The sequence below is a fragment of the Blastococcus sp. SYSU DS0539 genome (assembly GCF_054050855.1).
The window spans coordinates 388050-399964 of the sequence record NZ_JBJHAF010000001.1; the positions used below are offsets into that span (position 1 = coordinate 388050).

General features: G+C 74.0%; 12 protein-coding genes. 4 read left to right on the plus strand and 8 right to left on the minus strand.

What is annotated here, in order from left to right; translation table 11 throughout:
* The first annotated feature begins 37 nt into the window (after positions 1 to 37).
* A complete protein-coding gene (locus ACI790_RS01760) occupies positions 38 to 1867 on the plus strand; it encodes a phosphoenolpyruvate carboxykinase (GTP) (RefSeq protein WP_456568055.1) in 1830 nt (609 codons plus the stop codon).
* 128 nt (positions 1868 to 1995) lie between these two features.
* On the opposite strand, the gene ACI790_RS01765 is transcribed toward ACI790_RS01760, so the two are convergent.
* Complete coding sequence (locus ACI790_RS01765; RefSeq protein WP_456568056.1) at positions 1996 to 2502, minus strand: DUF4188 domain-containing protein; 507 nt, start codon at positions 2500 to 2502, stop codon at positions 1996 to 1998.
* 103 nt (positions 2503 to 2605) lie between these two features.
* Between ACI790_RS01765 and ACI790_RS01770 the strand changes: the two genes are divergently transcribed.
* The gene (locus ACI790_RS01770) at positions 2606 to 3214 is read left to right on the plus strand and encodes a TetR/AcrR family transcriptional regulator (RefSeq protein ID WP_456568057.1); all 609 of its coding nucleotides are present in this window, start codon (positions 2606 to 2608) and stop codon (positions 3212 to 3214) included.
* A 71-nt stretch (positions 3215 to 3285) separates the two neighbouring features.
* Positions 3286 to 3417, plus strand: coding sequence for a hypothetical protein (locus tag ACI790_RS01775; protein ID WP_456568058.1), 132 nt, complete (start codon positions 3286 to 3288; stop codon positions 3415 to 3417).
* A gap of 126 nt (positions 3418 to 3543) precedes the next feature.
* On the opposite strand, the gene ACI790_RS01780 is transcribed toward ACI790_RS01775, so the two are convergent.
* Positions 3544 to 4641 carry a hypothetical protein gene (locus ACI790_RS01780; RefSeq protein WP_456568059.1) on the minus strand — a complete coding sequence of 366 codons (1098 nt, stop codon included), beginning with the start codon at positions 4639 to 4641 and terminating at the stop codon, positions 3544 to 3546.
* A gap of 77 nt (positions 4642 to 4718) precedes the next feature.
* Here ACI790_RS01780 and ACI790_RS01785 point away from each other — a divergent pair, with 77 nt between their 5' ends.
* On the plus strand, positions 4719 to 4895 hold the full coding sequence (locus ACI790_RS01785) for a hypothetical protein (protein ID WP_456568060.1): 177 nt from the start codon (positions 4719 to 4721) through the stop codon (positions 4893 to 4895).
* Positions 4896 to 5116: 221 nt separating this feature from the next.
* On the opposite strand, the gene ACI790_RS01790 is transcribed toward ACI790_RS01785, so the two are convergent.
* The 6 genes from ACI790_RS01790 to ACI790_RS01815 all read right to left on the minus strand — a co-directional run bounded on the left by ACI790_RS01790 (position 5117) and on the right by ACI790_RS01815 (position 11888).
* Positions 5117 to 5770 (minus strand): GNAT family N-acetyltransferase, encoded by a 654-nt coding sequence (locus ACI790_RS01790; RefSeq protein WP_456568061.1) that lies wholly within the window; start codon positions 5768 to 5770, stop codon positions 5117 to 5119.
* Positions 5767 to 6303, minus strand: a complete 537-nt coding sequence (locus ACI790_RS01795; RefSeq protein ID WP_456568062.1) for an N-acetyltransferase family protein — start codon at positions 6301 to 6303, stop codon at positions 5767 to 5769. Before ACI790_RS01795 ends, ACI790_RS01790 begins: the two co-directional genes overlap by 4 nt.
* Positions 6304 to 6418: 115 nt before the next feature.
* Positions 6419 to 8947 (minus strand): FtsX-like permease family protein, encoded by a 2529-nt coding sequence (locus tag ACI790_RS01800; RefSeq protein WP_456568063.1) that lies wholly within the window; start codon positions 8945 to 8947, stop codon positions 6419 to 6421.
* A 6-nt stretch (positions 8948 to 8953) separates the two neighbouring features.
* Complete coding sequence (locus tag ACI790_RS01805) at positions 8954 to 9739, minus strand: ABC transporter ATP-binding protein (protein ID WP_456568064.1); 786 nt, start codon at positions 9737 to 9739, stop codon at positions 8954 to 8956.
* Positions 9740 to 9971: 232 nt separating this feature from the next.
* Positions 9972 to 10205 carry a heavy-metal-associated domain-containing protein gene (locus ACI790_RS01810; protein ID WP_456568065.1) on the minus strand — a complete coding sequence of 78 codons (234 nt, stop codon included), beginning with the start codon at positions 10203 to 10205 and terminating at the stop codon, positions 9972 to 9974.
* A gap of 105 nt (positions 10206 to 10310) precedes the next feature.
* Entirely contained in the window at positions 10311 to 11888 is a 1578-nt protein-coding gene (locus ACI790_RS01815; protein ID WP_456568066.1) for an MFS transporter, read from the minus strand.
* Positions 11889 to 11915: the final 27 nt, after the last annotated feature.

Genomic DNA, 11915 nt, shown 5'->3' on the forward strand with positions numbered 1-11915 from the left:
CCGAACGAAAGGCTGAGCTGTGATCAACGTTGACGACGTGCTCGACGAAGCAGGGCTGCAGAACGGTCCCGTCCGTGACTTCGTCCGCCACTGGGCCGAGCACACGGGGGCGGCCCGGGTGGAGGTCATCAACGCCTCCGACGACGCGCGGCTGATCCGCGAGTCGCTCGAGGCGGGTGAGCTCCTGCCGGCCGGCGAGGGTCGCTACTACTCCCGCAGCCACCCGAAGGACACGGCGCGCTCCGAGGAGCGCACGGTCGTCGCGACGAGCAACCCCGACGACAAGGGCGAGTACAACAACTGGCGCCCGGCGTCGGAGATGCGCCCGATGCTCGAGGAGCGGATGGCCGGCAAGTCCGCGGGCAAGACGATGTACGTCGTCCCCTACGTGATGGCGCCGCCCGGCTCCCCGCTGCAGCCCCACGCCACCGGCGTCGAGCTCACCGACACGCGCACCGTGGTGCTGCACATGATCCGCATGGCGCGGGTGGGCGTGCAGTACGTGAACGAGCTCGCCGACCCGGACTACTTCGTCCGCGGCGTGCACGTCACCGGCGACCTGGACAACCTGGGTCAGGGCACCGCGGACGACCAGCGCTACTTCGTGACGATCGCCGACGAGCGCACGATCCTGCACTACGGCTCCTCCTACGGCGGCAACGCGCTGCTGGGCAAGATCGCCCACGGCCTGCGCCAGGCGACCTACGACGGCTGGGCCTCGGGCAAGTTCCTCGCCGAGCAGTTCCTGCTGCTCGGCATCACCGACAAGCAGACCGGCCGCACGTACCACATCTGCGGTGGCATGCCGAGCGCGTCGGGCAAGACGAACCTGGCCATGATCCTGGCGCCTGACGCCCTCGGTGACCGCTACCAGGTGCACTTCTACGGCGACGACATCGCCTGGCTGTGGGTGGACCCCGAGGACGGCCGCGTCTACGCGATCAACCCCGAGTTCGGCGCCTTCGGCGTCGCCAAGGACACCAACGAGGTCACCAACCCCACCGCCGTCGAGGCGATCGCCGAGGGCACCGGGACGATCTTCACCAACGTCGCCTACAACGAGCAGACGCAGGACGTCTGGTGGGAGGGCAAGAGCAAGAACCCGCCGGCCGACGTCACCGGCTGGCGCGACTGGAAGGGCGAGCTGATCTCGGAGCGGTCCGAGGCGGAGAAGGACGCCCCCTGGGCGCACCCGAACAGCCGGTTCACCACCACGCTGGCCAACATCCCCAACATCGCGCCGGACTACGAGAACCCGAAGGGCGTGCCGGTCGACGCGATCATCTTCGGCGGGCGCACCCGGGACCGCGAGCCGCTGATCCGCGCGATCACCGACCTCGCCGAGGGCGTCTACGACGGCCTCACCCTCGGCGCGGAGGCGACCTTCGCCGCCGAGGGCACCGAGGGCGTCCTGCGCTACGACCCGATGTCGATGCGGCCGTTCATGGCCTACTCCGAGGGCGCGTACGCCGCGCACTGGCTGAAGATCATCGGCGCCGCCGAGGACCAGCCGGTCTTCGCGCACGTGAACTGGTTCCAGCGCGGCGACGACGGCCGCTTCCTGTGGCCGGGATACCGGGACAACCTCCGCCCGCTGCTGTGGCTCATGCAGCTGCGCAACGGCGAGGTCACCGGGCGCCAGACGCCGGTCGGCATCGTCCCGACCAAGGAGGAGCTCCAGCTCGAGGGCATGGAGGACCTCCGCCAGGACGACCTCGAGACGATCCTGTCGATCGACGTCCCGCGCTGGCAGCAGGAGATGGCGCACCGCGAGCAGCACCTCTCGCTGTTCCGCGACATGCCCGAGGAGATCTGGGCGGCGCACCGCCGCGTCGCCGCGGCGCTCGACGCGCAGCGGGAAGCGTGACCGAACCGCAGTGAACCACCCGGGACCTCCGCGGCCACACCGGCCGCGGGGGTCCCGCGGCGCCCGGCCGTGGGGGCTCGCGATCGAGCCGGCCTCGCGCCCGCCTGCGGACCTGAGCGGCTCGCCGGTCAGTAGGGGGCGACCGCGGGGACGTCGGACACCGAAGGGTCCAGCCGGTGGGCCGCGCGCTGTCCGCGGGCGGCCAGCGGCACGAGACCGGTGGCGCCGCCGAGACCGAAGTCTTCGGGCATGTTGACGTAGACGGTCTCGGAACGGTCCAGGACGTAGGTCTCGTGGAAGATCCCGACGTCGCCGTTGTCCCGGACCCGCCGGTTGAACTCCCGCCAGGCGGGCAGGTGAGCGTGGTCCCGCGCGCGGGCGTAGCGGTCGAGGTCTTCGGCGCTGCGCCAGTACTGGACGGTGAGCACCGTCCGCCCGCTGACGTAGGTGCGGTGGGCGAGCAGGCCGAGGTCGGGATGCGCGGACAGTTCCTGGAGCATCCGGGGCATCGCCGCGGCGACCGGCAGCCACTGCCGGATCTTCCACGGCCGGTTGATCCGCATGCCGATGAGGAAGGCGACCGTCCCGGGCGGTGCGTCGGCGGTCATCCGGCCGGCGAGTGCTGTCCTGCTCATCGTGGTTCTCCTGTCGGTGCGGCTCGGACGGGCTCGGGGGGTGCGGCATGATGTGGACACCCGCAACATGGACACCACAACACGAGAGGTGGACACTGTCAACATGGTCGAAGGTCCCGGCGCCGCACGTCGCTACCACCACGGCAATCTGCGGGCCGCGCTGATCGACACCGCCGTCGACCAGGCCCGCGCCGGCGGCGCCGACGCCGTCGTGCTGCGCGACGCCGCCCGCCGCACCGGGGTCTCGCACAACGCGGCGTACCGCCACTTCGCCGACCGTGACGATCTGCTCGCGGAGGTCTCCGAGCGAGGCATGGCCGAACTCGAGCAGCGGATGCGCGACCGCCTGGCCGACCTCCCCGCTGACGACCACGGTGAGCCGGCGTCCGCGCGGCTGCGGGCGGTGGGCCGGGAGTACGTGCACTTCGCGCTCGTCGAGCCGGGGCTGTTCGCCACCGCTTTCGCCTGCGCCCGGCCGAAGGACGGCGCACCGGGCCAGGGCCCCTACGGGGTGCTCGCCACCGTGCTCGACGAACTGGTCACGGCCGGCGTGCTGCCCGCCGAGCGCCGTCCGGGCGCCGACGTCACCTGCTGGGCGGCGGTGCACGGGTTCGCCGTGCTCTGCCTGCAGGGCCCCCTGCAGGAGCTGCCGGAGCGGGAGCGGGAGGCGCAGCTGGACGGGCTGCTCGAGCGGTTGTCGCGGGGGCTCTGAGTCGGGAACGCCTCCCGGTCCGAGCGGGGTGCAGGGGATCGCACCCGGACCGGGGTACGGCACCATCGCGGATGTTGCCGACCCTCCGCATCGCCCAGGACGACGCCGCCGACGAACTGCTCGGCCGTGATCCGCTCGCGCTGCTGATCGGGATGCTGCTGGACCAGCACGTGCGTCAAGGATGCGGTGGTGCCCGGGGCTGAGCTGACCAGCGTCGAAGCTCGTGGCGCCGCGTGTAGCCGGCTCGCCGTACCGTGCTCCGCAGCGGCGAGGCTCCGCCGCACGGCGGCCCCGATGGCGACCCGCCGCCCAGTTCCTTCAGCAGACTCCTACTCCCACGGCCAGTCCTCCTGCGGCCGGAGCACACCCTGCATGAACGCCCAGGCGGTCAGCAGATCGCCGAGCAGCGCGCCGAGGTCGGCGTCGGTGGTCAGGTCGACGTGGTGGAACGAGCGGACGACCGCCACCTCCGCCTCGGGAAAGGCCCGCTGGAGGCGGAGGAGCTCCGCGACCGGCACGGCCGGGTCGTCGAGGGCGTGCGCGGCCAGCACGTCGGCCTCGACCTCGTCGGCCACGTTCACCGGGGAGAACGTCTCGACGAGGGCGTCCCCGGGCGGCGGGATGTCTCGGGCGAGGGCGGCGACCAGCACCGGATCGTCGGTGGTCGCCATGCGGTAGAGGTGGCGCGCGGCAGTGGGGAGACCGCTCGGCTCCCCCTGCTCGAGCGCGCGGCGCAGCGGCTCGCGCTGGTCCTCGGGCACCAGCTGCGTGGCGGCGTCCCGGAGCACCGTGCGGACGACGGACTCGTCGGCGCCCTGCCACGGGTGCACCTCACCGTCCACCACGGACACCCCGGTCACCGCCGCCTGGAGCACCCCGACGAGGTCGGCGTAGGCGCCGAAGGTGGCGACCAGGTCGATGCAACCGGCCACGCGCTCGTCCGCGGCCGCAACCAGGGCGAGAGACCCGCCGAAGGAGAACCCGAGGAGCACCAACTCGTCGCCACCGCGGCAGAGCTCGGCGGCCACCTCCACGACCCGGGCGACGTCGTCGACATCCAGCACCTTCTCGTAGAGGCTCAGCTCGGGGACCACCACCTCCCGCCCCGCGGCGGCCAGCGACGATGCCAGCGACACGACACGCTCGTCGTCGCGCCCGGCGGGAGCCGCACCGGGCACCACGAGGACCGGCGGCGCGTCAGCAGCGGGGGAGTAGCGGTCGACGACCACGTCCCCCATCTCCTGCTCGCTGCGCTCGACCGACAGCGCCCACGGCCGGGGGAGCGGCCCGTCGAGTGCGCCGTCGAGCACGAACACGGACTTCGCGGTCGCGCGCACGGCCGGATGGCACACGAGCCCCGCGATGGCGAGCACGGTCATCACCAGCCCCGCGGCCAGCACGGCCCGGAGAGCTGGAGGACGCCGCATCTCCCGATCCTCTCGCGGTTCGCGACCACCTGCGGATCCCGCCGGGGCGATCCTCGTCGAGGGCACCCGTCCGGCGGGTGGACGCGACGGTGCCGTCCTACGGCACCACCTCCGGTGTGCCGATTCTCCGCATCGCCCAGGATCCCGCCGCCGACGAGCTGCTCGGCCGCGACCCGCTCGCGCTGCTGATCGGCATGCTGCTGGACCAGCACATGCGTCGACGAAGCAGTGACCGTTCGCGAAGTGGCTCCTGAACTGGTCGAGTGGCTCCTGAACTGGTCGGCGGTGCCGGTGACCCGGCAAATCGTGCACCGGTCACGAGTTGGGCATCGTGACCGATGGGACTTCGGCGAGACGGTGTAGGCCAGCGCCCAGATGATCACGTCGGCGGTCAGCCCGTCGATGCAGCCGGTCAGGTGCGCCGTACGCACGGCATCGTCCACGGTGCGGATGGCCAGGCCGAGCAGGAAGCCGTTCACCGGATGGGCGCCGCTCCGGACGCACGCCCGGCGTCGGCGGGGTCGGCCTCGGCCGCACGGGGCTCGCGACGCATCAACCACGTGCGCGGCCCACCGTCCGACAGGTCGATGGCGGTGGTGACAGAGAAGCCGAGGTGCTGGTAGAAGCGCACGTTGCGCGCCGCGCTGGTCTCCAGGTGCACCGGCAGCCCGTATCGATCGGCGCGGGTGAGCCCCGATGCAAGGGCGACGGTCCCCAGGCCCCGCCCTTGGTGGCTCCTGTCCACACCGACGCTGGCCAGCACCAGGTGCTCGCCGCCGGGTCGGTGCGGGGCGAGCGCGGCGTCGGCTGCGGCGGCCGTGGCCGCGCGGTCACCGGCCAGGTCGGTGACCGTGGGCCCGATCGCGCGCCATACCTGGTCGGGGACGGCGGTGCCGGGCAGCCAGACGGCGACCGTCGCCAGGCGCTGGGCGGTGCAGCCGAGGTCGACGTGCCCGTAGGGCAGCGCGATGGCGGCGAGGTACAGCTCCTGCAGCGCGGTCAGCCGCCGGTGGTGGTCGTCGGCGGCGACGGTCCAGCGGGTCCAGGGGTAGTCGGTGAAGGCGTCGGCGAGGAGCCGGGCGGCGGCCGGGAGGTCGCCGGTTGTGGCGGGGCGCAGGTGGAGCGTCATCGGTCCTCCGGCAGGGGGCGGGCCGATGCGAGGTGGCGGTAGGCGCCGGGAGTCCAGGCGGCGAGCACCTTGGGTCGCAGGATGGCGCCGAGGCGGGGATAGAAGCGCTGGGCGTCGGCGTTGTCGACCTCCATGCCCCAGCGGATGAGCAGCTGGTCGGGCGCAGCCAGTGCGGCGAGGGCGGCCATGAGCTGGCGGCCGACGCCGGCGTCGCGGTGGCCGGGGCGGACGTAGAGGTCGTCGAGGTCAAGGACGTCGTCACCCGTCCACAGGTGCAGCTGGCGAAGGGCGGAGACGTAGCCGACGGCCTGTCCGGCGTGCTCGGCGAGCAGCAGGATGACATCGCGCCGGTGGAGCAGTCGGCGCCACTGCTCCACATCGACGTGCACGTGTGCGCTCTGGTCCTCGTGGGCGGCGATCTCGCCGACCATCGCGGCGACGTCGGCGGCGTCGGCGGGTGCGGCCCGCCGGATCGCGACGGGCGGGGTCGTCGTGGCAAGGGCGCTGCTGTCGGATGCGGGCGGATGGGTCATGGTCGGCTCCTGCAGGGTGGCGTGGACTCGGGGTGGACCGGGTGGAGCTCGGACGGGCCGCAGCGGGGTGGTGCCGGTGCCGGGCCCGGGTGCAGTCGGGCCCGGCGCCGGGCGGTCATCGGGTGGCGATGGCGGTGAGCACGTCGAGCCGGGCGGCACGGCGGGAGGGCAGGAGGCCGGCGGCCAGTCCGGCGAGGAGCGCCGCGGCGACGATGACCAGCAGTTGCCGGACGGGGATCTCCATCACGAACGGGTTGCTGCCGGACGACCCGGCCAGCGTGGCCGCAGCCAGTCCGAGGCCGAGGCCGACGCCCACGACCGCGGCGACGGCGGCGATGAGCGCGGCCTCGGCGCGGATCATCGCCGACAGCTGCCCGCCGGTCATGCCGACCGCTCGCAGCAGGCCTACCTCCCGGGTCCGTTCGACGACGGACAGCGCCAGGGTGTTGGTGATGCCCAGCAGCGCGATCAGTACCGCGAAGGTGAGCAGCACGGTGATGAGCCCGAGCACCTGGTCGACCGCAGCGGCGCGTCCGGCGGCGGCCTCGGCCTGGTCGAGCACCTCGGCGTTGGGAAAGTCGGCGACCGCCGCGCGCAGCGCCGTGCGCGCGTCGGCGGGCTCCGTGCCGTCGGCGAGGGCGACGTAGACGGTGGCGTCGACGTTCTCGCTGAAGTGCTGCGCGTAGGTGTCCACGGAGATGACGTAGCTGGTGGACAGCGCCCGGGCGGACTGGTCAGCCATCAGCCCGACCACCCGCAGCCGCTGCTCACCATCGCGCGGGAAGGTAAGCGCGAGGGTGTCGCCGACGGATAGCTCCCGCTCGGCGGCGACACCCTCGGCGAGCACAAGTCCGTTGTCCCCGAGGGCGGTCAGGGAGCCGGCGGTCATCTCGATGTCCGCGACGCCCGGCAGGGTGGCCGGGTCGATCGCTGTCAGCGCGCTGGTCGTGCCCGCATCGAGCCAGTGGCCGTAGCGGACCGCCGACACCGCGGCGACCTCGGGCAGCGCAGCGACGCGGGTGGCGACCTCCGGGGACAGGCCGCCGAGCATCTCGTCGCGGCTGCTCTGCACCAGCAGGTCGGCGGTGATCGCCTCACCGGCGGTCGCGCCGATCGCCTTGACGGAGCTGCCGAGCACCGTGACGAAACTGATCAGCGCCAGTCCCAGGGCGAGCGCCATCGCGGTGGCCGCGGTGCGCCGCGGGTTGCGCACCGTGGAGTCCCGCGCCAGCTGCCCGGGCACGCCGAGGCCGGTCAGCGGCCGCCCGACGGCCTGCGCCAGCCGCGGAGTCAGCACCGGGGCGAGCACGACGAGGCCGGCCAGCAGGAGCACCGAGCCGCCGGCGACGCCGGTGATGTCGCGGAGTACCGCGGCGGCCACGAGCCCGGCCACGCCGAGGGCGAGCGCCGTCCAGCCGGTGATCAGCCGGCTCCGGCGCGGCCGGACGGGCGCCGGGGCGGAGGCCCGCATGGCCTCCACCGGGGCGGTGCGAGCGGCGCGGCGGGCCGGGCCGAGCACGGCCAGCAGCGTGATCAGCGTGCCGGCGGCCAAGCCGACCACGATCGTGCGGCCGGTGACGGTCAGCGGCCCGTCGGGCAGCGCCAGCCCGGCGCCGGAGGCCAGCCCGCGCAGGGCGTGGGCGGCGCCCACGCCGGCGGCGGTGCCGCCGGCCGCGCCGGTGACCCCGACCAGCAGCGCCTCGCCGAGCACGGAGGCGAACACCTGCCGGCCGGTGGCGCCGGCGGCACGGAGCAGCGCCAGCTCCCCGGCGCGCTGGGTGAGCACGATGCCGAAGGTGTTGGCGATCAGGAACGCCCCGACCACCAGCCCGGCGGCGGCCAGCGCCAGCAGGACGACGCGCAGGTGGTCGATGCTCTCCTTGGCCGCGTCCGCGCTGGCGGCGGCGGCGTCCTGGGCGTTGCTGACGGCGTAGTCCTCGCCGAGGGTGGCGGCCAGGTCGCCGCGCAGGTCGGGCACGGCGACGCCGTCGGCGGCGAGCACGTCGAGCGAGGTGACACCGGTGCCGAGGTCTAGCAGCGCCTGCGCGGTGGGCAGATCGAGGAGCACCACGGCACTGTTGGCCAGGCCGTCGCCGTCCCTGATGCCCGTGAGCCCGACGACCCGCAGCTGCCGGCTGGTGGTCGCCGAGACGGTGACCGTGTCGCCGAGGTCGATGCCGTGCTCGGCGGCGGTGGCCGCGTCGAGCACGACCTCACCGTCCCCGCGAGGGGCCCGGCCGGTGCGCAGTTCGTAGACGGTGAACGGGGCTTCGGCCCAGGTGCCGAGGATGGTGGGGCCGGCCGGTTCGACGGCCTGCCCGTCGGCCTGCAGCTGCCCGGGCCCCGAGGCGACGGGCCGGACCTCGTCGACGCCGGGGGTCGCGGCGATGCGGTCGGCGAGGTCGGCGGGCAGCGGGTCGCGCTGCACCTCCACGCCCATCGCGGCGTCGAAGGCGGCCGCGCCACGGACGGTGAGGTCGACGCCGGCGGCGGTGGTGCGGAACTGCTCGTCCAGCAGCCGGGTGCTGGTGTCGGTGAGTACGAGGCTGCCGGCGGCGAATGCGACGCCGAGGGCGACGGCCAGCCAGGTCAGCGCGAGACGGGAGCGGTGGGCGAGCGCGTTGGCGAGGGCCAGACGGAACATCTCGGTTCACGCCCCCACGCGCGCGTCGAGGCCGGCCATGCGGGCCAGCACGGTGTCGGCGGTCGGGTCGGGCAGCTCGTCGACGATGCGGCCGTCGGCGAGGAAGACGACCCGGTCGGCGTGCGCGGCCGCGACCGGGTCGTGGGTGACCATGACGATCGTCTGGCCCAGCGTGCGGGTGGCGTCGCGCAGGAAGGACAGCAGCGCGGCACCGGCGCGGGAGTCGAGATTGCCGGTCGGCTCGTCGGCGAAGACCAGCTCCGGGCGGGCGATCAGCGCGCGGCCGACGGCGACGCGCTGCTGCTGACCACCGGACAGCTGCGCGGGGCGGTGGTCGAGCCGGGCACCGAGGCCCAGCATCTGGACCAGCTCGTCCATCCACGCCGGGTCCGGCTTCTTGCCGGCCAGGGTGAGCGGCAGGGCCATGTTCTCGGCGGCGGTCAGCGACGGGATGAGGTTGAACGCCTGGAAGACGAACCCCAGCCGCTCGCGGCGCAGCAGGGTGCGATCCCGCTCGGACAGCGCGGTCAGGTCGGTGTCCCCGAGGAGGACCTGGCCGGAGTCGACGCGGTCGAGGCCGGCGAGAGCGTGGACCAGGGTGGACTTGCCCGACCCGGAGGGGCCCATGACGGCGGTGAACTCACCGGCGGGGATCGCGACCGAGGCGCCGTCGAGGGCCCGGACGGTGGCCTCGCCGCCGCCGTAGGTCTTGACCAGGTCGACGGCGCGGGCGGCGACCGCTGGCGCAACTGCCGGTGCCGCGGTGGCCGGGACGACAGGGGAGGGGCTCACGATCTCTCCTGCAGGGGCGGGCCGCGGGTGCGGCGGGAGGAGGGGGCGGGCGGGCATGGCGTCTCCTGGGGGCGTGTGAGGCGGGTGGTCAGCGGGTGCGGCGGCGTGAGGAGCGGACCTGGGCCGCCCGGGGTGAGCCGATGGGTGAGGGGGTCGCGGAGCCCTTCGTGAGGGCTGTGGAGGGAGTGGAAGGGCGCCGGCGGCGGAAGCGTGAGCTCCCGCCGCCGGGCGGTCAGGGCAGGACGCGGTAGCCGGCCGCCTCGATCGCGGCGGCGATGTCGGCGCGGTCCACCGGGCGGCTGGCGGTGACGGTGGCCATGCCGCTGGCCAGGTCGACGGTGACGGTGTCGACGCCGTCGACGGCGGTGATCTCGGTGGTGACCGCCTGGCGGCAGTGCTCGCAGGCCATGCCGGTGACGGAGAAGGTGGTGGCGCCGATGAACGTGCGGGGCGTGCCGGACAGCATGGGAACTCCTCGGCGAGCAGCGGGTGGTGCGTTCGGTGCGCAGCGTCGGCGCCGGGGTGGGTGCCTCTCGCCGGGGAAATCGCCGGGATCAGCGCCGGTGGGGGGTCAGTGGCCGTGGAGGTGACCGGGGCCGTGCCCGTGGCCGGCGGTGCCGGCTGCAGGCTTGCCGCCGGGAACGGCGAGTGCGGTGAGAACGAACAGCGCGGCCAGGACGGCGGCGGTGGCGGCGAACGCGCGGCCGTAGCCGTCGATGAGGCCGGCGGAGGTCGCGAGGTCGCCGGCGACGGCGGTGAGCGCGGCGACGCCGAGGGCTGCGCCGATCTCGTGGCCGGTCATCATCAGCCCGGAGGCCAGACCGGAGCGCTCGGCCGGCACGTCGCTCATCGCGGCGACTGCGATGGCCACGAACATCGGGCCGACGCCGGCACCGACGAGTAGGAACCCGGGCAGCACGTCGGCGGCGTAGGAGGTACCACCGGCGCTCGTGGCCAGCAGCAGCACCCCGGCGGCCATCACGACCAGCCCGCCGAGGATGAGGGTGCGGGCCCCGAGGCGGCCGATGAGCTTCGACGCAGCGGCGGCGGCGAGGGTGATGGCGGCGGCCAGCGGCAGGAACTGCAGCCCGGCCACGATCGGTGACGAGCCCACGACGGCCTGCAGGTACAGCGAGGTCAGGAAGATCGCACCGACGACGGCGCCGGTGACACCGGCCATCACCGCGGAGGACGAGACCAGCGACCGCATCCGCCAGGTGGCAGGGGGTACCAGCGGGTCGGCGGCTCGCCACTCGAGCCGGGTGAACGCGGTCAGCAGGGCGGCGGCGGCGGCCAGTGCGAGCCAGGTGCGGGGGGCGTCCCAGCCGGCGGAGCGGGTGGCCTCGACGCCGAACACCAGGGCCAGCAGTCCGCCGACCAGGGTGAGCGCGCCGGGCACGTCCAGGCGGCGCAACGCGCGAGGCTGGGAGTCGCCGCGGGTCACGGTCCGCAGGGTGCCGAGCACGACGGCGATGCCGATCGGCACGTTGATGAAGAACACCGCCCGCCAGCCCAGCGCGCTGGTCAGCGCCCCGCCGAAGAGCACACCGACGGCGATGCCGAGGCTGCCGACCGTGCCCCACACCGCGAGCGCGGTCTGCCGCTGCTTCCCGGCGTAGGTGGTCATGACGATCGACAGGGCGGCCGGGGTGAGCAGTGCCGCACCGGCACCCTGCGCCGCCCGGGCCAGGATGAGCGTGAGCGGGGTCTGCGCCAGGCCGCTGACCAGGGACGCGGCGGTGAACAGGGCAATACCGGCGAGGAATGCGCGGCGCCGGTCGAGCAGGTCGGCGATCCGGCCACCGAGCAGCAGCAGTCCGCCCGACAGCAGCACGTAGGCGCTGATGGCCCACTGGTGGTCCCCGGCCGACAGGCGCAGGGACTCGCCGATCGACGGGAGCGCGACGTTCACCACCGACACGTCCAGGATGACCATGAACTGGGCGGCGATCATGAGCGCGAACGTCGTCCACGGCTGGCGCGGCTCGTCCGCGGCCGGTGCCGCGTGGCCCGGCGCGTGGTGGATGGGGCGACGGTGGACGTGCGTGGGCTCGCCGCCGTGGCCGTGGCCGTCGGGTGCACCGTGCCCGGAGGCGTGCGGGTGCTCGTGAGCGGGCGCCGCCGGCTCGATGGTGGGGTGGGCCGACATGGCTTCTCCTCGGGGTGGGTCTGGGGG

What these genes read in the sequence shown, in the direction of transcription:
- ACI790_RS01765 (WP_456568056.1), bottom strand. Translation starts at nt 2,502, where the DNA reads ATGAGCAGGACAGCACTCGCCGGCCGGATGACCGCCGACGCACCGCCC.
- ACI790_RS01770 (WP_456568057.1), top strand. Translation starts at nt 2,606, where the DNA reads ATGGTCGAAGGTCCCGGCGCCGCACGTCGCTACCACCACGGCAATCTG.
- ACI790_RS01775 (WP_456568058.1), top strand. Translation starts at nt 3,286, where the DNA reads ATGTTGCCGACCCTCCGCATCGCCCAGGACGACGCCGCCGACGAACTG.
- ACI790_RS01780 (WP_456568059.1), bottom strand. Translation starts at nt 4,641, where the DNA reads ATGCGGCGTCCTCCAGCTCTCCGGGCCGTGCTGGCCGCGGGGCTGGTG.
- ACI790_RS01790 (WP_456568061.1), bottom strand. Translation starts at nt 5,770, where the DNA reads ATGACGCTCCACCTGCGCCCCGCCACAACCGGCGACCTCCCGGCCGCC.
- ACI790_RS01795 (WP_456568062.1), bottom strand. Translation starts at nt 6,303, where the DNA reads ATGACCCATCCGCCCGCATCCGACAGCAGCGCCCTTGCCACGACGACC.
- ACI790_RS01800 (WP_456568063.1), bottom strand. Translation starts at nt 8,947, where the DNA reads ATGTTCCGTCTGGCCCTCGCCAACGCGCTCGCCCACCGCTCCCGTCTC.
- ACI790_RS01810 (WP_456568065.1), bottom strand. Translation starts at nt 10,205, where the DNA reads ATGCTGTCCGGCACGCCCCGCACGTTCATCGGCGCCACCACCTTCTCC.
- ACI790_RS01815 (WP_456568066.1), bottom strand. Translation starts at nt 11,888, where the DNA reads ATGTCGGCCCACCCCACCATCGAGCCGGCGGCGCCCGCTCACGAGCAC.